This is a genomic window from Pseudomonas sp. Pseu.R1 (genome assembly GCF_045764065.1).
Lineage (GTDB): Bacteria > Pseudomonadota > Gammaproteobacteria > Pseudomonadales > Pseudomonadaceae > Aquipseudomonas.
Genome location: NZ_JBJGEE020000001.1, coordinates 1963984 through 1982644 on the forward strand (window position 1 = coordinate 1963984; position 18661 = coordinate 1982644).

At 57.7% G+C, this 18661-nt stretch carries 17 protein-coding genes and 1 pseudogene; 6 read left to right on the plus strand and 12 right to left on the minus strand.

The features are described 5' to 3' along the window. Positions 1-6 precede the first annotated feature (6 nt). From ACI5GA_RS09185 to dapA, 3 genes are read right to left on the minus strand one after another with little or no spacing between them, the layout of a single operon-like run. Positions 7-765 (minus strand): MBL fold metallo-hydrolase, encoded by a 759-nt coding sequence (locus ACI5GA_RS09185; RefSeq protein WP_421422606.1) that lies wholly within the window; start codon positions 763-765, stop codon positions 7-9. Further along, a complete protein-coding gene (bamC, locus tag ACI5GA_RS09190; protein WP_404639041.1) occupies positions 766-1881 on the minus strand; it encodes an outer membrane protein assembly factor BamC in 1116 nt (371 codons plus the stop codon). It lies immediately after the preceding gene. Positions 1882-1898: 17 nt separating this feature from the next. Continuing rightward, entirely contained in the window at positions 1899-2777 is an 879-nt protein-coding gene (dapA, locus tag ACI5GA_RS09195; RefSeq protein ID WP_404639043.1) for a 4-hydroxy-tetrahydrodipicolinate synthase, read from the minus strand. 313 nt (positions 2778-3090) lie between these two features. Here dapA and ACI5GA_RS09200 point away from each other — a divergent pair, with 313 nt between their 5' ends. Next, complete coding sequence (locus ACI5GA_RS09200; RefSeq protein ID WP_404639045.1) at positions 3091-3654, plus strand: glycine cleavage system protein R; 564 nt, start codon at positions 3091-3093, stop codon at positions 3652-3654. A gap of 22 nt (positions 3655-3676) precedes the next feature. Continuing rightward, positions 3677-4150, plus strand: a complete 474-nt coding sequence (locus ACI5GA_RS09205) for a peroxiredoxin (protein WP_421422607.1) — start codon at positions 3677-3679, stop codon at positions 4148-4150. A gap of 118 nt (positions 4151-4268) precedes the next feature. On the opposite strand, the gene ACI5GA_RS09210 is transcribed toward ACI5GA_RS09205, so the two are convergent. Further along, on the minus strand, positions 4269-5339 hold the full coding sequence (locus ACI5GA_RS09210) for an AI-2E family transporter (RefSeq protein ID WP_404639049.1): 1071 nt from the start codon (positions 5337-5339) through the stop codon (positions 4269-4271). Between the two features lie 47 nt (positions 5340-5386). Next, positions 5387-5638 (minus strand): sulfurtransferase TusA family protein, encoded by a 252-nt coding sequence (locus ACI5GA_RS09215; protein WP_404639051.1) that lies wholly within the window; start codon positions 5636-5638, stop codon positions 5387-5389. Positions 5639-5788: 150 nt separating this feature from the next. Here ACI5GA_RS09215 and ACI5GA_RS09220 point away from each other — a divergent pair, with 150 nt between their 5' ends. Then, the gene (locus ACI5GA_RS09220; protein WP_421422608.1) at positions 5789-7222 is read left to right on the plus strand and encodes a M48 family metalloprotease; all 1434 of its coding nucleotides are present in this window, start codon (positions 5789-5791) and stop codon (positions 7220-7222) included. 141 nt (positions 7223-7363) lie between these two features. Here the strand turns inward: ACI5GA_RS09220 and nadA are convergent, their stop codons facing one another. Both nadA and ACI5GA_RS09230 read right to left on the minus strand, forming a co-directional pair. Then, positions 7364-8422, minus strand: a complete 1059-nt coding sequence (gene nadA / locus ACI5GA_RS09225) for a quinolinate synthase NadA (protein ID WP_421422609.1) — start codon at positions 8420-8422, stop codon at positions 7364-7366. Positions 8423-8657: 235 nt separating this feature from the next. Beyond that, on the minus strand, positions 8658-9323 hold the full coding sequence (locus ACI5GA_RS09230; RefSeq protein ID WP_404639057.1) for an O-methyltransferase: 666 nt from the start codon (positions 9321-9323) through the stop codon (positions 8658-8660). 93 nt (positions 9324-9416) lie between these two features. Here ACI5GA_RS09230 and ACI5GA_RS09235 point away from each other — a divergent pair, with 93 nt between their 5' ends. After that, the gene (locus ACI5GA_RS09235) at positions 9417-10067 is read left to right on the plus strand and encodes a TetR family transcriptional regulator (protein ID WP_421422610.1); all 651 of its coding nucleotides are present in this window, start codon (positions 9417-9419) and stop codon (positions 10065-10067) included. 41 nt (positions 10068-10108) lie between these two features. On the opposite strand, the gene ACI5GA_RS09240 is transcribed toward ACI5GA_RS09235, so the two are convergent. From ACI5GA_RS09240 to ACI5GA_RS09250, 3 genes are all read right to left on the minus strand, one after another. Beyond that, positions 10109-12193 (minus strand): TonB-dependent siderophore receptor, encoded by a 2085-nt coding sequence (locus ACI5GA_RS09240; protein WP_421425459.1) that lies wholly within the window; start codon positions 12191-12193, stop codon positions 10109-10111. 407 nt (positions 12194-12600) lie between these two features. Continuing rightward, entirely contained in the window at positions 12601-12768 is a 168-nt protein-coding gene (locus ACI5GA_RS09245) for a hypothetical protein (protein ID WP_421422611.1), read from the minus strand. 251 nt (positions 12769-13019) lie between these two features. Then, positions 13020-13346, minus strand: a complete 327-nt coding sequence (locus tag ACI5GA_RS09250; RefSeq protein ID WP_404639063.1) for a hypothetical protein — start codon at positions 13344-13346, stop codon at positions 13020-13022. A 34-nt stretch (positions 13347-13380) separates the two neighbouring features. Here ACI5GA_RS09250 and ACI5GA_RS09255 point away from each other — a divergent pair, with 34 nt between their 5' ends. Beyond that, positions 13381-13779: an STY4526/YPO1902 family pathogenicity island replication protein gene (locus tag ACI5GA_RS09255; protein WP_421422612.1), complete on the plus strand. Its 399-nt coding sequence runs from the start codon at positions 13381-13383 to the stop codon at positions 13777-13779. Between the two features lie 43 nt (positions 13780-13822). Beyond that, the gene (locus ACI5GA_RS09260) at positions 13823-13990 is read left to right on the plus strand and encodes a hypothetical protein (RefSeq protein WP_421422613.1); all 168 of its coding nucleotides are present in this window, start codon (positions 13823-13825) and stop codon (positions 13988-13990) included. Positions 13991-14956: 966 nt separating this feature from the next. Here the strand turns inward: ACI5GA_RS09260 and ACI5GA_RS09265 are convergent. After that, positions 14957-15412 (minus strand): hypothetical protein, encoded by a 456-nt coding sequence (locus ACI5GA_RS09265; protein WP_404639069.1) that lies wholly within the window; start codon positions 15410-15412, stop codon positions 14957-14959. A 184-nt stretch (positions 15413-15596) separates the two neighbouring features. Then, a pseudogene (locus ACI5GA_RS09270) lies at positions 15597-18593 on the minus strand (DUF637 domain-containing protein); the annotation flags it as partial. Positions 18594-18661: the final 68 nt, after the last annotated feature.

Below are 18661 nucleotides of genomic sequence, written 5' to 3' on the forward strand. Positions count from 1 at the left end.
GGGACGTCAGGCGATTTCGCGCCAGTCGAGCCCTGAATCCTGATCGGCCAATTGTAGCCAGTCCGGGTCGCACCCGAGGGTGTCGACAAAACATTGCCGGGCCAGGTGCGGCAGGTTGTTCTTGCTGCTCAGGTGGGCCAGCACCAGATGCTGCAGGCCCTGCCATCCCAGCTCACTCACCAGGCTGGCGGCCTGATGGTTGTTCAAGTGTCCGAATTGCCCGCCGACCCGTTGTTTAAGGAAGTACGGATAATGCCCGCGAGCGAGCAGGTCACGGCAGTGGTTGGACTCGATCATCAACGCATCCAGCCCCTGATAGCTGCCCAGCACCGCCGGACAGTACGAACCCAAATCGGTCAGCAAGCCAAAACGACGGCGACCATCGTTGAAGACGAACTGCGTCGGTTCCAGCGCATCGTGGGCCACGGAGACCACATCGATGTTCAGGTCACCAATCTGCACGCCCTGCCCGCCTTGAAGCCTGATACCCGACTCAACCGGCTTGCGCATACCGCGCAAGGTCCCGTCGCTGAGGTAAACCGGAACATCGTAGCGCCGAGACAGCAAACCCACGCCATGCACATGATCGGCATGTTCGTGGGTCACCATGATGGCACTCAGCTGATGGCCACTGACCCCCAGCCGCTCCAGCCGACGTTCGGCTTCCCGCAGGGAGAAACCGCAGTCGACCAGCACATACGTGTCGTTGCTCGCAACCAGCGTGCCGTTACCCCGGCTGCCGCTGCCCAGAACCGCGAAACGCACTTAGCCGAGGTTGTCTTGAATGACGCTCAACACACGGCGTGCGACGTCGGTCGGCGCAACGGTGTTGATGTTCTTCTCGACGGTCACTTGAACGTTGTCACCCACCTTGCTCAGACGAACCTGATAGCGCTCGGCGCGGGCTTCTTTCTGTTCCTTGGTTTCTTCACTGCCAAACATGCGAGCGAAGAAGCCTGGCTTGTTCTCTGGACGGTCGGCCTTCTCGGCCAGGTTGATGTAGTACAGACCCAGGCTGCGGTTGATGTCTTCAACGCGCCAGTCACCCTGATTCAACGCACGGCCCACGCTGGACCAGGCGCGATCGAGGTCGGCGCCCAGGTTCAACACCGGGTTGCCGCTGCCGTCTTCGCTCAGAGACACACGGCTCGGGGTGTCGTAGTCACGCGCGGCGAGCAGCGACACCGAACCGCCTTTCTCGGCGGTTCGGCTCAGGCTGGCCAGCATGTCATCGGTCAGGACCGAGTCCAGGCCGATGTTGACGCTGCGTGAGGAGAATGCAGGCTCATCGCTGCTGCCCGCCGGACGCTGGGCGCTGACGATGTAGATTTCACTGGTGTTGCGCTGCACGCCCGGCTCGATGCGGACACGCACGCGGGTTTCAGTGTTGGCGCTGTCGCCCGCGCCGCCCAGACGATTGGCGACCGCTGCGGACAGTTCATCCTTGCGCTGCCAGGTGGTGCTGAATTCACCGGTCTGCGGACGGTCTTCGGCGATACGGAAACCGTTGTCTTCGAAATACTGGTGGGCCACGGGCCAGACTTCGGCCGGGGCGCGTTGCGCCAGGATCCAGCGGTTATCGCCGCTCTTTTGCAAGGTGTAGTCGCCGGACTCCTGAACGGTGGACAGCGGCTGCGGACGCGGCACGGTGAACTCACCCTTCTGGGTGTCGTCCGCCACGTTGCGCGGGATCGGCAGCAGCGGGTCCAGACGTTTGGCTTCCTGAATGCCTTCAGGCAATTGCATCGGGGGTTTCTGGGTCGCTTCCAGGTAATCGCTGCTGCGATCACGGAAGTAACCGTCCTGCCCAAACAGCCAGCTGCAACCGCTGGTGCTGGAAATGATCAGGGCTAGTGCGGAAAGTCCGGCCAGTCGCTTCATTGCGTAGTGCTTCCTCATTAAACCAATACGCCGGACTGGCGCAGGGCCTGACGTACCGGCTCGTGGCAGGACTCGCTGAGCCAGGTGAGCGGCAGACGGATACCGTCCGGCATCAAACCCATTTCATGCAAGGCCCACTTCACAGGGATAGGGTTCGATTCGATGAACAATTGCTTGTTCAGCGGCATCAGTTTTTCGTGGATGGCACGGGCAGTGGCAGCGTCGCCAGCGATGGCGGCCTTGCACAATTCGGCCATGTCGCGCGGAGCGACGTTGGCGGTCACGGAAATGTTGCCCTTGCCGCCGAGCAGGATCAGCTCGACCGCAGTGGCGTCATCGCCGGAGTAGACCAGGAAATCGCTGTCGACACCGGCCAGGATGTCTTTGGCGCGCTGCAGGTCGCCAGTGGCTTCCTTGATGGCGATGATGTTCTTGATCTTCGACAGGCGGATCACGGTCTCGGCCTTCATGTCGCACGAGGTGCGGCCCGGCACGTTGTACAGAATCTGCGGGATGTCCACGGCTTCGGCGATGTGCTTGAAGTGCTGGTACAGGCCTTCCTGGGTCGGCTTGTTGTAGTACGGGGTCACCAGCAGGCAGGCATCGGCACCGGCATTCTTGGCGTTGGTGGTCAGCTCCACGGCTTCGCGGGTGGAGTTGGCGCCCGTACCGGCGATCACCGGGATGCGGCCGGCGACTTGCTGGACCACGCGACGAATCACTTCGATGTGCTCGTTGACGTCGAGGGTCGCGGACTCGCCTGTCGTGCCGACGGCGACGATGGCGTTGGTGCCCTCTTTCAGGTGAAAGTCCACCAGTTTGCTCAGGCTGTCCCAGTCAAGACGCCCCTGTGCATCCATAGGTGTGACCAGTGCCACCATACTGCCCGCAATCATGCAAACCGCTCCTGCCGGAAAAAGAGAGCGGTAATGGTACTGGCGCCATGGTCCTTGCACAAGGCGAGCATTCCCCTGAGCGACGGTTTTCGCTACCCTTCGGTCTTTGATCGGTACAGCTCATCCACGCAGTTCGTTCGACTGATCGCTTTCGTCGCCCCAAACCCCGTTCCAGCCCCGCTTTCGCCTGATGTGAGCGATTCACACCGGCAATGCGCGATGACGAACCGGGAGCGGACCGAGACGCTCGCCCTCACAGATCCCTGCACTCCGGCCAGGAACGTACCGACCGCTCATCGTTTAGGAAAGCTGCATGTCGTCCATCCCCACAGTTCGCGAACAATTCCTTGTCATCAGTGCCCTTGGCGCCAACCCAATGGAGCTGACCAACGTCCTGTGCCGCGCCAGCCATGAATCCCGTTGCTCGGTCGTCAGCTCGCGCCTCACCCGCCATGGCGAATGCAGCGCGCTGGTGCTGCAGGTCTCCGGTAGCTGGGACGCGCTGGCACGTCTGGAAACCGGTCTGCCGAATCTTTCGAAGAAACACGCCTTCACCGTCAATGTGGTACGCAGTTCTACGCTGGACAATCGTCCAGAGGCGCTGCCTTACGTGGCTTATGTCAGCTCGGCGTATCGCCCGGACATCATCAATGAGCTGTGCCAGTTTTTCATCGATCATCATGTCGAGCTGGAAAACCTGATCTGCGACACCTATCAGGCACCACAGACTGGCGGCACCATGCTGAACGCGACGTTTACCGTGACCCTGCCGGCAGGCACCCAGATCAGTTGGCTGCGCGATCAGTTTCTGGATTTCGCCGATGCCCTCAATCTCGACGCGTTGATCGAACCCTGGCGCCCCCAGGCGCCTATGTAAGCCTCTCTGTAAGGAAGCCCCAATGGCAGTTGAACTGGACAAGCCCGTTCCCGACTTTCAAGTGCAGGCCACCAGCGAGCAGGCGGTCAGCCTGTCGGCGCTGAAAGGCCAGCAAGTGGTCATTTACTTCTACCCCAAGGACAGCACCCCCGGCTGCACCACCGAAGGCCAGGGTTTTCGTGATCAATACGAGGCGTTCAAGGCCGCCAACACGGTGGTCTTCGGTGTGTCCCGCGACGGCATGAAGTCCCACGAGAACTTCAAGGCCAAGCAGGCGTTCCCCTTCGAGTTGATCTCGGACAAGGACGAATCCCTGTGCCAGCTGTTCGACGTAATCAAACTGAAAAAGCTGTACGGCAAGGAATACTTGGGCGTTGATCGCAGCACTTTTCTGATCGACAAGGAAGGCGTGCTGCGCAAGGAATGGCGTGGCGTGAAAGTGCCGGGCCATGTGGACGCGGTGCTGGAAGCGGCTCAGGCGCTCAACAAAGCCTGAGCGCAGCTTTGACCTTGTGGGAGCCGGCTTGCTGGCGAAAACGGTGTGTCATGACTCAAATCAGCTGACCCGCCGCATTCGCCAGCAAGCCGGCTCCCACAGGTTTCGATCCAGTGAGTTACAACAACGGCGCCACTGTCGGCTCATTACGCGGCCAGGCATCCAGAACGGCCTTGAACAGCGTCGCCAGCGGAATGGCGAAGAAAATCCCCCAGAATCCCCACAACCCGCCAAACAACAGCACCGCGCAGATAATGGCGACCGGGTGCAGGCTCACGGTTTGCGAGAACAGCAGCGGCACCAACACGTTGCCGTCCAGCGTCTGGATGATGCCGTAGACCGCCATCAAATAGATGAACTGATCGCTCCAACCCCACTGAAACAGCGCGATGAACGCCACCGGCACGGTCACCACCACAGCGCCGACATAGGGCACCACGACCGAAATCCCCACCAGCATCGCCAGCAATGCCGAATAGTTGAGCCCCATCGCCACGAATGCGATGTAGGTCACTGCGCCGCAAATGAAGATCTCGATGACTTTTCCGCGAATATAGTTAGCGATCTGCCGGTTCATTTCCTCAGCCACACGGGTAATCAGCGTACGCTCACGCGGCAGATAACCTCGCACCCAGCGGCCAATCATCCGACGGTCTTTGAGGAAGAAGAACACCAGAATCGGCACCAGCACCAGATAGATCATCATGTTGACCAGCAGCGGCAGGCTGGAAAGGGAAAACGTCAGCGCCCACTGACCGAATTTTCCGATTTCCCCGCGTGCGGCCTCGATGGCCTGAAGCACCTGCTCATCGGACACCAGATGCGGATAGCGCTCCGGCAGCAGCAAGAGCAACGACTGCCACTTGGCGAGCATGCCCGGAAGTTCATTGAAAAGGGTGATCATCTGATGCCAGAGCAACGGCACGAGCACCAGCAGAAACAGCGCGAGCGCCCCCATGAACAGCGCAAACACCAACCCGACGGCTCCCCCTTCGGGCACGCGGAAACGTTCGAGTTGGGCCACCATCCCCTGCATCAGAAAAGCCAGCACCAACCCCGCCAGCACAGGTGCCAGCATGCCGCCTAATGTCAGGACTATCGTGAACGCCAATACCAGCAGCACCGCCAGCACCACCGCTTCTTCATCCGAGAAGTAGCGCTGCATCCAGTCGCGAAGCACTTTGAACATCAATGATCCTTGGGGCGATGAAATGAAAAGCTAAAAGGTCAATACGATCAGGCTTTACGTAACCAATAACGATAAATGCCGTCGACCGCTTCTTCGTGCAACAGCGCATGGCCCGCCAACTTGGCAAAGGTACGAAAATCCCGCTGCGAACCGGCATCGGTGGCTGTCACTTTAAGCACCGCGCCGCTGGCCAGACGGTTGAGTTCCATCTTGGCCTTGAGCAGTGGCAGCGGACAATTCAGGCCACTGGCGTCCAACTCGGCATCGCAAACGGCAGGCGGCAGTACAGCGTCAGACATCATTTCTCTCCGGGCAGACACATCCATTTACACAGAAACTGCAAATAAGATGAAGAACAACAGACATACACGCTTGCAAGAATACCCCACTCTGGTCAGCAAGCCATTGAGACAGCTACAGTAACGACTTTCTGTCTCAGAGTTTCGTGCATGACTTTTTTGCGCCCCGCACTGCTGACGCTCGCTTGCCTCATGGCAGCCCCGACTTTCGCGGATGATCTGCCCTCCCTCGGCGACGCCAGTTCCTCCATTGTTTCACCGCAACAGGAGCATGATCTGGGTCGCGCCTGGCTTGGGCTGCTGCGTGCACAAGTTGCCCAACTGTCAGACCCGCAACTCAAGGACTTCGTCGAAACCTCGGTCTATCGCCTGGCGGAAACCAGCCAGGTGCAGGATCGCCGCCTCGAATTCATCCTGATCAACACCCCGGAAATCAACGCCTTCGCAGCGCCTGGCGGGATCATCGGGGTCAACGGCGGCCTGTTCCTGCACGCGGAAACCGAAGGCGAATACGCCGCAGTGCTGGCCCACGAACTGGCTCACTTGTCACAACGCCACTTCGCCCGCGGCGTTCAGGCGCAGCAACGCATGCAGGTGCCGGTGATGGCCGCGATGCTGGCCGGTATCGTCATGGCGGCGGCAGGTGCAGGTGACGCCGGTATTGCCGCCATCGCCGGTACGCAGGCGGCGGCCATTCAAGAGCAGGCGCGCTTCTCGCGGCAAAACGAGGCTGAGGCTGACCGCATCGGTATCCTCAATCTGGAAAAAGCCGGTTACGACCCTCGCAACATGCCAACCATGTTCGAACGTCTGGCCCGCCAGTACCGTTACGACGCCAAACCGCCGGAATTCCTGATGAGTCACCCGGTGACCGAATCCCGTATCGCCGACACCCGCAACCGCGCGGAACAGGCCAAACCGGGCGGCAAGGAAGACAGCCTTGCCTACCAGTTGATGCGCTCTCGCGTGATTCTGATTTACGAAGAAACGCCGGGAGTTGCCGCCAAACGCTTCCGTGCCCAGTTGGCTGAAAACCCGAAAAATGACGCGGCCCGCTACGGCCTCGCCCTTGCCCAAACCAAGGCAGGGCAATTGAACGAGGCGCGCGACTCGCTCAAGCCACTGCTGGACAAGGCGCCGGACAACATCACGTATAACCTGGCGATGATCAATCTGGACATCACCAACAATCGTTTTCCCGATGCACAACAGCGGGTCAACCGGATGCTGGACCTGTACCCGGACGATTACCCGCTGAATCAGGCGAAAGTGGATGTACTGCTCAAACAGTCCAAGGCCCCCGAAGCACTGAAAGCACTGGAAACCCTGCTCAAGAGCCGCTCCGACGACCCTGACATCTGGAACCAGGTGGCCGATGCTCGTGGCTTGTCCGGCAACACCATCGGCTCACATCAGGCCCGCGCCGAGTATTTCGCGCTGATGGGCGATTTCAAGCAAGCCGTTCAACAGCTTGAATTCGCCAAACGCCGGGCGAACAACAACTTCCAACTGGCCTCGCGAATCGATGCAAGGCAGCAGGAAATCATCGCGCAGGAACGAGCCGTCAAAGAAATGATGAACTAAGCCTTGTGGGAACCGGCTTGCTGGCGAATGAGGTGGTTCAGTCGCTATATCAGTGTCTGGACTGACGCTTTCGCCAGCGAGCCGGCTCCCACAAGGAAGGTGTTGAGTCAGCGACAGACCGACGCCGAGCCACCACGACGGTCAGGCGTTACCGGAAAGCTTCAACCGCGCTGCCTGGGTGAAATCCAACATCCGCTGCAACGGCCGCACCGCTTGAGGAATGATCGCCGGGTCGACAAAAATCTCGTTCGTCCCTTCCCGCAAACACTGCAGCGTGCGCGCCAGCGTATTCATCGCCATCCACGGGCAGTGCGCGCAGCTACGGCACGCGGCGCCGTTACCGGCAGTAGGTGCTTCGATGAAGACCTTGTCCGGGCACAACTGCTGCATTTTGTAGAAGATGCCGCGATCGGTCGCCACGATGAACGTCTTGTTCGGCAACGTCTGCGCGGCCTTGATCAATTGGCTGGTGGAACCCACCGCGTCGGCCAGATCGATCACCGACTCCGGCGATTCGGGGTGAACCAGAATCGCCGCGTCCGGGTACAGCGCCTTCATGTCTTCCAGTTGCCGTGACTTGAACTCTTCGTGAACGATGCACGCGCCGTCCCACAACAACATGTCAGCCCCGGTTTCACGCTGAATGTAGCGGCCCAGATGCTTGTCCGGCGCCCAGATGATTTTCTCGCCGTTGTCCATCAGGCTCTCGACGATCTCCAGCGCACAGCTTGAAGTGACCACCCAATCAGCACGGGCTTTGACCGCCGCCGAGGTGTTGGCATAAACGACCACCGTTCGCTCGGGATGCTTGTCGCAGAACGCCGTGAATTCGTCGACGCCACAGCCCAGATCCAGCGAGCAGGTCGCTTCCAGCGTCGGCATCAGAATGCGCTTTTGAGGGGTCAGAATTTTCGCCGTTTCTCCCATAAAACGCACACCGGCCACGAGCACGGTCTTGGCCGGATGATTCTTGCCGAAGCGGGCCATTTCCAGCGAATCGGACACGCAGCCGCCGGTCTCTTCCGCCAACGCCTGAATCACCGGGTCACAGTAATAATGGGCAACCAGCACCGCGTCCTGAGCCTTGAGCTCGTCGGCGATCAGGCGACGGTATTCGGCTTCTTCTTCCGGTGTCAGCGTCTTGGGCTGCTTGGCGTCGAGGTGCGCCTGGACCAGAAGGCGTTCGGAAATCTGTGTCATGTTTCAGGACCTGAATGCGCGTGAGCGCGAACGTCGAGTTTACACCTGAACAACAGGCAACAAATGAAGCGGGAAACCCTCACGGTCATGAAGTTTCCAGCCCGGTGCATGCATCGTTGTGCACGCATCAATGATGATTTCGCCGCGCGCTTGTCTGCCAAAGCCAGGCAGAGCGCAAAGCGGCGGCGAATGTATCACGTTACCTGTTGAGCGTTCACTTAACGCCCCACGCGTTTCAGCCAAGGCGCATCGACAACTCGACTTCGTCAGCGAACGGGATCGACAGATACCCCTGCTCCACCGAGCGAACCCGCGCCAGGTAGTCCGGCGCGTAATCCGCGTTGTCCGCAATGATCAGTGCACCAGGCCGCAGACGGCTTTCCACCAGACTCAGGATCTCGGGATAGAGCGCCTTGGCGCCATCGAGCAGCACCAGATCGATGGATTCAGGGAGGTCCTTGCCCAGCGTCTTCAGCGCATCGCCTTCACGAATTTCTACAAGGTCCAGCAGGCCGCCTGCGCTCAGGTTGCTCCGCGCCTGCGCGACTTTGGAGGACTCAAACTCGCTGGTGATCAGCAGACCACCACCGTTATCGCGCAATGCAGCGGCCAAATGCAGCGTCGAGATGCCGAACGAGGTGCCAAACTCAACGACCGTACGGGCGTTGCAACTGCGCGCCAACATGTAGAGCAGCGCGCCGGTTTCACGGGAAACAGCCAGCGGGAAATCCTTCAGGCGGCCATAGAAATCCAGATAGTCGGTCTTGCTGCGCATCAGGCGCCCGACATCTTCTTGGGAAAAGTCAGACAACTGAGCGCTGGTCATGGGCGAGCGCTCGGATGCGTGGTTGAACAAACGCTCAAGGAGAGGGGCAACAGGAGATGTCGTCAAGGTATTCATGTGGAACTCCGAGGTTGAACGGTGCGCCAATCGCAACGCCGGATTAGAATGCGACGAATCACTCACATTTAATAATCGCATTCCCGAGCTGCCATGACCGACGCCCGCAACCCTGCGATTTCATTGCGCAAAAAGCCCAAACAGGCCCGTTCCGAGGCATCAATTTCGATCATTCTCGAAGCCGCTACTCAGGTTTTGGCCAAGGAAGGTGCCAGCCGTTTCACCACTGCGCGGGTCGCCGAGAAGGCCGGTGTGAGCATCGGCTCGCTGTATCAATACTTCCCGAACAAGGCCGCCATCCTGTTCAGACTGCAGAGCGACGAATGGCAACAGACCTTCGACCTGCTCAACAGCCTTCTGCAAGACACCTCACTTCCGCCTCTTCAGCGGCTGCGAAACCTGGTGCATGCGTTCATCCGCTCGGAATGCGAAGAAGCCGACATGCGCGTCGCACTGGACGATGCCGCGCCGCTCTATCGCCATGCTCCGGAAGCGCTTGAAGTCAAGGAGCAGGGGGCAGCGGCCATTCGGTTGTTCATGCAGGAAGTGTTGCCCGATACCGAGGACACCGCACGCTGCCGCGCAGCGGATTTGATCACCAGTACGTTCAGCAGTGCAGGAAAGGCGTTTTCACAAACGCCCCGAACTCAGGAACAGATCGAGGATTACGCCGATTCGATGGCGGACATGTTTTGTGCGTATCTGGAGCGCATCGCGCAGGAGGGGCAGCGGAAGATGGTGTAGCGGCGGGCCCGTTCAGCCCGCCGCAAATGCGTGATACAGAATCAGTACTTCCAGCTCACAGACGCCGTCAGGTTGCGTGGCGCGCCGTAACTGGCGGTGGTGGCGTTGTTATACATCGACAGCAGGTACTTGCGGTCCGTGACGTTGTTCAGGTTCAGCGACGTGCTCCAGTGGCTGTTGATGTCGTAGCTGGTCATCAAATCCACCAGGCCGTAGGCATTTTGGTGAATGGCGCTGTTGGTGTCGTTCTCCACGGCAGTCTGCCAACTGACACGGGCGCCGACCTTCATTTGAGGCATACCCGGCAAGCGGTAGGTGGCCATGCCGCGGAAGCTATGAGTCGGTACGTATTTGCGCGCTTTCTCGCCGTTGTCATCATCGATACGCACGTAGGTGTAACCGCCGAGCAGGTCCAGGCCATCTACGATCTCGCCAGAGGCTTGCAACTCGACACCGTGGCTTTTGAAGTCGCCCGGTGTGTAGACTTCCTGAACGCCGTTGAAGCCCGCGTCCACAGCCACGTTGCGCTGCTCGCTCTTGAACAACGCCGCAGTCACATGCAGACGCTGATCCATCAGGCTGCCTTTGACACCTATCTCCTTACTCGTACCTTCCAACGGTTCGAGCAACTTGCCATCAGCATCGACATAGCTGTATTGCGGAGCGTAGATTTTCGTCCAGCTACCGTAGACGCTCCACTGGTCATTCAGGTCGTAGACCAGACCGGTGTAAGGCGTGACCTTGCCGTGCGCACGGGTGTAATACGCCGCACCATAGTTATCACCCTTGCCATCGGCACTGAGCATGCGTGCACCCGCGATCCAGTGCAGGTCATCGGCCAAGCTGAAGCGGGCGCCTGCGAATACACTCTTCTGGGTGTCCTGGAAGTTCTGCGACAGCGCTTCGCTGGTGAAACCGAACGACGGCATCGGCGTCGCCCCTGCCAACACACCCGAGAATGAAGTCTCGAAAAAGCTGCCGTCTTCTTCATTTTCGTCGTACTCATGGCCCTTCTGATGCGTGCGCCCATAGGCGGCACCAAAGGTCAGTTGATGTTCGCGACCGAACAATGTGAACGGCCCCTGCACCTTGGCCTCGCCCAACAACTGATGCGCCTCGCTGCTGGTGTGGTTGGCATATGCGCCAGCATCGTCGTCCGTCACCGTGTAGACATACAGCATGTTGGTGTTTTGCTTCTCTTGAACACCGGTCAAAGTGACCGTGGCATTCCAGTCGTTGCCGAAATCATGCTTGAGTTCGACGAACGTACGCTGCGTGTGCAGGTTCCAGTAGGTCCATGGCTGCCCGATGCTGCTACTGCGGCTACTGTAGTGAATCGGGTTGCCCGCCGTGTCGACCAGCGGCAAGTTGCCCCAGGAGCTGCCGTTGGAGTCACTGTTGTGTTGAGAAAAGCCCACCGTCACGGTGTCAGCATCGCTTACGTCGAACGCCAGCAGACCCGCTGCCACGTTTCGCTCGTGGCTGTAACGGTCCAACCACGAATTGCCCTTGTCGTGGGAATAGATAAAGCGGCCGCGCACATTGCCTGAATCCGTCAGTGGCCCGGACACATCGACGTCCACCCGACGGCTGTCCCACGAGCCCACGCTGGTATCAATCTGCGCCTGAAAAGTATCGGTCGGGCGCTTGCGCACGAAGTTGACCGTCGCCGATGGGTTACCCGCCCCGCTCATCAAGCCGTTGGCGCCGTGAAGCACGTCAATCTGTTCGTATTCCGCCAGATCCTGATCTCCCACCAACACCGTGCTCACAAACGGCATGCCCATGCCGTCGTACTCGAAGGTGTTGATGTCGAAACCGCGTGAGGTGAATTCAGTGCGGTCGGTTTCGGTTTGCTCGACCGTCACCGATGGCGCAGCGCGCAAGGCGTCCTTGATGCCATTGATCTTGAAATCGTCCAATTCCTGACGCGTGAGGGTCGTTACCCCTTGCGGCGTCTGCTTGTCGGTCAGCCCCAGCTTGGTCGTTGAAGAGGACGCCCTTCCCTCGTATCCCTGGCTTACATCCTCAGCACTTTGCGCGCTGCTCTGAATCTGAGTGGCGGGCAGCGTCAGGTCGTCCGCAGCATGTGAAACAGATACAGCGCTGCAGGCGCCAATCAGCAAAAAACCGGCGGGGAGATGGCGTTTCAAGGAGATATTCCTACAAATCAAAGCATGAGAGTGTGAAAAGCTAATGCGAATCTAACTCATATAGATCCAATCTTTCGACAATTTTTTCACATTTACTCACATTTTTTCTATGAGAATTACCAATACATCCTTGACACGATCTGGAAATAATCGAAGCAGAACACGCATGCGCGAACCCGATCATCCGCCACACCAGCGCGCCCGCCGATGCCTGCATTGGCTGGAGCGATCGTTACAGAAGGGGATGGGATCAAGACGATCAAGCAAGCGCCTTGGGATAGCGCTTTTTGGCTACAAGCCAATAAATAGAAGCATGCGCCCTCATTCCGGAGCCATCGAATCCCGAGATATCCGCGCCGGTGCGCGGGATGAGCAATGGGCTAACCGCGAACGCGGTGATCGGTATAGACGCTGAGCCTGCAACCCGTAGCATCCTGCGGGGTCATGGTCGTGAACTGCACTGTATCCGCATCGATGACCTGGTAACGGTAGGTGTTGTACTTCTTGGCACCTACGGCATCGAATAGCACCAGATCTTTTCGAGACATCCAATATCCTCCACGCTTACGTATTGGGTTCGATCTGGCAGCATCCTGGAAAAACACCGTTCCGAAATTTCCGTTGGGTTTCATTATCGTCGTCCAGGCAAGGTACTGGCACCCAGGCGTAGCGCTGCGCTCACCCTGCCATTTACCGACCAGTACCGGGTCGTACGAAGTGCAACCTGCAAGGCCTATCAGCACACACCAGGCCATAACTTTCAACTTCATTCTCGCTTACCTCTGACGGAGGCCGCACATCAAGTATTCGGAAGTGAGGCACCGGGAATCTCTTGGCGATGCCACACCCCATCCCGGGACGCCCGCCATGCATGCCAACCCAAAGGCAAATCAAATAACTCCAACAGCGTGTCATCCGTGCTTAAAGCACTTTCAAGGCTGACAACAACAACCTCTTCGGTGGAGTCACAAGAATAACGGGCATGAAATTGCCACCCTCCGTCATCTTGGTCATGCGATACATAAGCGACCCAACCGCCCGAGAACAGCACGTCTTTTGCCGCGATCACTGCAGTATTCCCAGGGTAAGCAAATAGGCGCCCTGCTCTTGATTTCATACGAGTCATTTATGAGATTTTTGATGATATGGTGTTGTACAACATGCGCAACGGTCAACTGCGGCGGTGCTTTGAGATGGGGCTGGAGCTTGAGGTACTGGCCCAGCTCCAGCAACCGTCCGCGTTAAGCCTGCTGCTCAACACACCCGTGTCCTGGTGCAATGTCACCATCGATGGGGAGATGGTGAAGAAGATCCTCACCAGCGCTCAACGCTCCGACGAAGAAGTTCGCTTGGTCGAGCGCGCCCTGCGACTGGGAGCAACCACCCACATGCTGCAGCAGTTTTTCGGTATATCTCCTCAAGATGTAGCCCCCGTAACGCTTGATGATGGGACTCACCGCCCGCAGAAAACGCTGGCGAGAATTCAGCGAAGATACCGACGCCAACCTCTGGTACCGGTGGACGCATTTGATGAAAGAGCATCAGGTCGACGTCGCTGACAGCATCGCAATGCTGGACATCGCCATGGTGGTCGCTTAAGAAATGAACGAGCCCACCCACACCGACGACGAAGAACCTATCGAAAGCCTGAACCTGGCCATCATCTGGCATCGAATCCAGACCTGGCTCAGGGAGGAGCTGTATCGGCCGATGCAAGTAGCCGGCGTTACTCAACGAAAAACCCGGAACAAGCCAACCAAGGGCTCGTGACAGCCTGGCATCGAGTTCGACAAGGACTACCTGCAGCTGCTGAATCACTCCCTGAGACACCAGAACAAGACGATCCGGGAAGTGGCAGAAATTGCCTGGAATGAATTCGCTCAAGACCCTGACGTGGGAAATCGTCTGCCCACCCGACTGGATGCCGTAGAGGAAAGATTCACCGCACAGCGATGGGTGAAAGACGTTCAAGGCGCTCACGTGGCCGAAGCGTCTGCGGCAGCAGATTGATGCGATGCTGAGTGAATTGCGATTTGTGAGGCCGGATGCTTGATGAGATGGGCAAGTTCTACGGTGCGGGCGGCTGTGTTGCGCCATACAACACCCAATAGAGCCACTCACCAACTCGGACGGTGCACGAGTGTTGCGGCCCGCAACACCCTCGTGGACGGGGAGCCCTGCGTGAATGCCATGACTTGATTGCCTGATGGCGTTGTCAACGACAACCCCTCAGAAATAGTAAATGAGCTCTCTTAAAGACAAGAGCTACACAGCAGGATCTGACCAGGAGGAGAAAGTTCGTCTCCAGAATTACCAGATACCCTCCTGAATCGGGCGGATAGGCGACCCTGTCATCAGCGAACAGCACTATCTTTGCTGCTATCACAGCGATATTAGGAGGATCGCTGAATGTCCAATTCATTTTGGTATCAGCTACAAAGTTACTTATTAGACTTCTGTCGCTCTTGTCTGTTAGACCGCGCACGGGCATCACTGCGACTAGTTGTTCTCGGAATCAAGGAAGGGGCAAGTGGCCGTTGTGGGATGATGTGATTGCGCCTTGCAACGTACAACCTCAACTGCACTCACTCTAGAGGCTTGGGGAATAGAAAATGCCTTAGGTGAGGTAAGCAATGATACCCCGCCATGCCTCTTCCAACCGAGTGAATGTATCCGACGAAGATCACTCAACGCTCGCCGAGCAACACTACTATCGGTTCTGCGCGGACCTGGAACTTAGCGCTGATCCTTTTCCGGCAACCACCCCTCATTGATACGCTGAATCAAAAGCGTGTCGTTCCAGACGCCCCGAATAGGGAGTTTTCTTTCATCATCAGAGATCTGACCGACCTCCCAAGACTTTTCTCCGTCCCAAAACCACCACTTTTCCACCCGCCCTGTTCTTGGATCTACCATTCCGGTACGGAAAACAGGTTTTGTTTTGGAATGATCAGGCAAAGGATAATTACCAATTTTATCGATCACCCTGTTCTTCAGAGCTGCAGAGATAGGAAAAAAAACCCAAAAATTACTGGGACTCGGCACCAGAACATCAAAATCTGGTGAAGCGCTAAAAACTCCTGGTAGCACTCTGATCAGCGGGCCAAATGATGGCAACTTTTCAACATACTGAAAATAAGCCTTGCCAGCCTTAACCTCAATGGAAAAAACATCACCTCGCTTCAGCATCATTCAAACCCCGAAAATCGAATATTTTTCAAAAGTGCCACGCCTCTTTTCAATGACGCTGCATAAACCGGATTTCTTTTAGCAATACTATTTATCAGATTCAGCAATGTACCGCCATTTTTCCCTAAGCCATCGTATTCGATAAGCACCTGCTCAACAGCTCTCGCATCAGCCCGTGAAATGTTTTCTAGCCCTGCAATTGGATCAATCCCAATACCCTTCTAGCCGAGTGTGCGGCAGCTCGAGCCTCTAGGTTGTCCGTGATTCCCACATACTGGGTCACACCGTTTTCGTCTACCGAAACATACACTGACGTTTTACCAGCGTCTGGCAGAGCAGCTTCGATTTCCGCCTCAGATGCAGCCCCGCCTGACCCAGCTTCTCCAAGCTCAATTCCGGTACCAACATCAATAGAACCGCTCGTTGAACCGGCACCTGCGATAGCCGTCTCTTCGGCAGAGGTATTAAACACCGCAGAGAATCCTGGGAAATTTCGCGCCAGGAAATCGCTCAAACCAGCGGCGAGTTCCTCGGTCCATAAACCAGAAATCAGTCCCAAAAGTACCAAGGAACCTTTTGCCTTCGGATCCTCGGGAGTCTGCGATATTGGCAGAACCTCATCCTCCCACGGATTTGTGGGGTCAAGATGGAACTGATCATTGTATTTTTCTGCAGCCCCTGCGATGAGGCTTCCCGTCTCGGGATTTCCCCCTGACACTCCCGCAGCAATCAATCCAATGATCTGAGCAGTGCCAATCTTCAACTGGCTGCCTGCAGCACTCCTGTCACTGGCATCGAATCGTGAACTGACGAAGTCGGCTAACAAGCCGTTTGCCAGCGGTGTGAGACCATCAGCGACACCACCTGCGATTGCGCCGCTGGCAAAGCTCTCACCGCACGCCTGCGCAATCAGCCCACCCAATGCGGCGTGAAGGATCAGCTTTTCTGCCAATGCCGGAGCCACATCAAGACCTGCGGCTTTCAGATTCGCAGTGAGATCGCCGATGGCTTTGTTACCGATCGCAGCACCGAGGTCTATCCCCTCCCCGACCAATGCTTGACCCAGATTAGAACTGAAACTGCCGCCATTAATCGCAGTCGACACACCACTGTCGATTAGCGCATGGGTACCGCTACGCAATAGCGTGTTGGCCCAATTTTCAGGCTTGAGCATGTTTGCGGCGTAACCAGGGTTCTGGACGGGGCCCGTGGTCGGAACATTTGACCCACCATTGGCAGCTTCGCCCGCGCCGGAGAACCAGTTCTCGTCCGCGTAATCAATGAGCCCCGCTGTCACACCGGCGATGGCGGCGTTTTTCAGGCTGCTGCCACTCAAGGTGTCTTTGACGACCGCGCCGAGGTTCCCCTTGTTGGAAATCGCGCTGTTGATAGCAGTTGTAGAAAGGCTAACGACCACCGCAGCCTGGGTCGTCGACAGTCCGAGACCTGCCGGTCCCATGACCATGGACAAGGCAATCGCGAGGATGATCTGAGCACCGGCACCCAGCCCGGAATGGCTGTACTTGAAGGAGTCATGCACCTCCTTGACCATCCGCCAGTCCACGTCGCCGCGCTTCTCGGCATCCTTCATCCATGCAAGGCCTGGGTCCGCCTTGACCATGGCATCAATGGCCTAGCTGACGGTCTGCTGATTGACTTGTTTAACGTCAATGTGCAGGCCGTCGACCGCGTTGATAACCAACTGCCCCTTGGCGGTTAGCTCGCTTTGGCGCAACGTTTCATCGGTTTTCCCCTTCCCTGACATGGACGTCCAGGAGAGGCTACTGCTGCTCTTTTCATGACTCTCCTGGTGCAGATCCTTGACGCCCTCGAAGGTCACCGATCCGCCGCTATTGATGACCAGATCCTCTGCGCTGTTTAGCTTGGCGGCCTGGTAATGTTGATTGCCGCCGCTGGCAAGAACCAGGTCGCCACCCGAGCTGATTTCGCTGCTGATGTAGGTCGTCTGGGTGATTTCATCGCGTTTGGTTTTCTCGCTGCCGAAAGAGCCTTCGCTTTTCTTGTCGTACAGCGAGTAGTAGTTGTCCTGAGCGGCGAAGATCCCCAGTTTGTCACCGGCGGCCAGATAGGCCTCATCCCCCGCCGTGATTCGGCTGGAGATCAACGATAGGTTCTGGCCTGCGACCACCGCAATAGCGCCACCCGCGTTCAAATCACTGCCAACTTGATGAACGTGATCTTCCTGCACTGTCAGCTTCTTGCTCTTGGACAGGAAGTGGTCTTCGTTCGCTGCAGAAGCGATGGTTACGTCGCCTGCTGCCGCAATGGCAATGTCACGCTTGGCATCGATCTGCGTGGCAATGGCATTCACATCACGCCCCGCCTGCACCGACAGATCGCGGCCTGCGCTGAGGGTGGAAGTGGTCTGGGTGATGTCGCTGCTGGTGTGCTTGCTGTCCAACACCAGGCTGTTGACCACCTGGCTGGAAACGGTGTTGACATCGCGTCCGGCATTCAGCGTCAGATCACGCCCGCTCTGCAGCGCACTGCCGATGTTGTTGATGTCCCGACCTGCGGACACGCTCAGGTCATTGGCCGCTTCGATGCGCGCAGCGTTGTCGGCGTAGTCTTTGTGCAGTTGGCCGCGTGTACTGCTGTCGAGCGAGGTGATGGTGCGTTCGTTGGTGACGTCGCCCCCGATGGCGGTCACGGTGACGTCGCGACCAGCGATGATGCCGCCCGCCTTGTTGGTAATGTCGTTGCCCGCCAGTGCATCCAGACGGTTGCCTGCCTGAATCACGCCGCTGTTGACCAGATCCTTGCCTGCCGTGGCCGACAGGTTGTTGGTGGCTTTGAGGGTGCCGACGTTGTCGAGGTTTTCGCCTGCGATGAGGGTGACGTCGTTGCCGGCGATCAGTGCGCCGTTGGGTGCCAGGCGGTTGTCGGCCTGGGCGAGATATAGCACGGGCACCAGCACTTTTTCGCCGTTCACTTCGTGCTCTTCGAGCCAGACGATGTCGTGGGTCAGCGCAGCGACCTGCTGAGCGGTCAGCGACACGCCAACGGACAGATTGAGCGCGTCCTTGCTGGCGATGGCGTTGTTCATCAGATACTTGAACTGATCCTCGTTGGAGGTCTGTCCATCGATGAAGGCCTGGCCGGTGCGCGCGGTGATGGCTTGCTGAACGAGGCGTTGTTCGTAGAGGCCGTCGCCGAGGCGCTTCTGGCGGTGCCTTCATTCTGAGAGTGACGATGCTGATGATGACGGGATTTAACTTCTCGATCACTCTC

Excerpts from the sequence above, each read along its gene's own strand:
- ACI5GA_RS09265 (WP_404639069.1), bottom strand. The coding sequence starts at position 15,412 with ATGATGCTGAAGCGAGGTGATGTTTTTTCCATTGAGGTTAAGGCTGGC.
- ACI5GA_RS09215 (WP_404639051.1), bottom strand. The coding sequence starts at position 5,638 with ATGTCTGACGCTGTACTGCCGCCTGCCGTTTGCGATGCCGAGTTGGAC.
- dapA (WP_404639043.1), bottom strand. The coding sequence starts at position 2,777 with ATGATTGCGGGCAGTATGGTGGCACTGGTCACACCTATGGATGCACAG.
- ACI5GA_RS09250 (WP_404639063.1), bottom strand. The coding sequence starts at position 13,346 with ATGACTCGTATGAAATCAAGAGCAGGGCGCCTATTTGCTTACCCTGGG.
- ACI5GA_RS09200 (WP_404639045.1), top strand. The coding sequence starts at position 3,091 with ATGTCGTCCATCCCCACAGTTCGCGAACAATTCCTTGTCATCAGTGCC.
- ACI5GA_RS09230 (WP_404639057.1), bottom strand. The coding sequence starts at position 9,323 with ATGAATACCTTGACGACATCTCCTGTTGCCCCTCTCCTTGAGCGTTTG.
- ACI5GA_RS09260 (WP_421422613.1), top strand. The coding sequence starts at position 13,823 with ATGAACGAGCCCACCCACACCGACGACGAAGAACCTATCGAAAGCCTG.
- ACI5GA_RS09220 (WP_421422608.1), top strand. The coding sequence starts at position 5,789 with ATGACTTTTTTGCGCCCCGCACTGCTGACGCTCGCTTGCCTCATGGCA.
- ACI5GA_RS09245 (WP_421422611.1), bottom strand. The coding sequence starts at position 12,768 with ATGTCTCGAAAAGATCTGGTGCTATTCGATGCCGTAGGTGCCAAGAAG.
- nadA (WP_421422609.1), bottom strand. The coding sequence starts at position 8,422 with ATGACACAGATTTCCGAACGCCTTCTGGTCCAGGCGCACCTCGACGCC.
- bamC (WP_404639041.1), bottom strand. The coding sequence starts at position 1,881 with ATGAAGCGACTGGCCGGACTTTCCGCACTAGCCCTGATCATTTCCAGC.
- ACI5GA_RS09205 (WP_421422607.1), top strand. The coding sequence starts at position 3,677 with ATGGCAGTTGAACTGGACAAGCCCGTTCCCGACTTTCAAGTGCAGGCC.
- ACI5GA_RS09235 (WP_421422610.1), top strand. The coding sequence starts at position 9,417 with ATGACCGACGCCCGCAACCCTGCGATTTCATTGCGCAAAAAGCCCAAA.
- ACI5GA_RS09210 (WP_404639049.1), bottom strand. The coding sequence starts at position 5,339 with ATGTTCAAAGTGCTTCGCGACTGGATGCAGCGCTACTTCTCGGATGAA.
- ACI5GA_RS09255 (WP_421422612.1), top strand. The coding sequence starts at position 13,381 with ATGCGCAACGGTCAACTGCGGCGGTGCTTTGAGATGGGGCTGGAGCTT.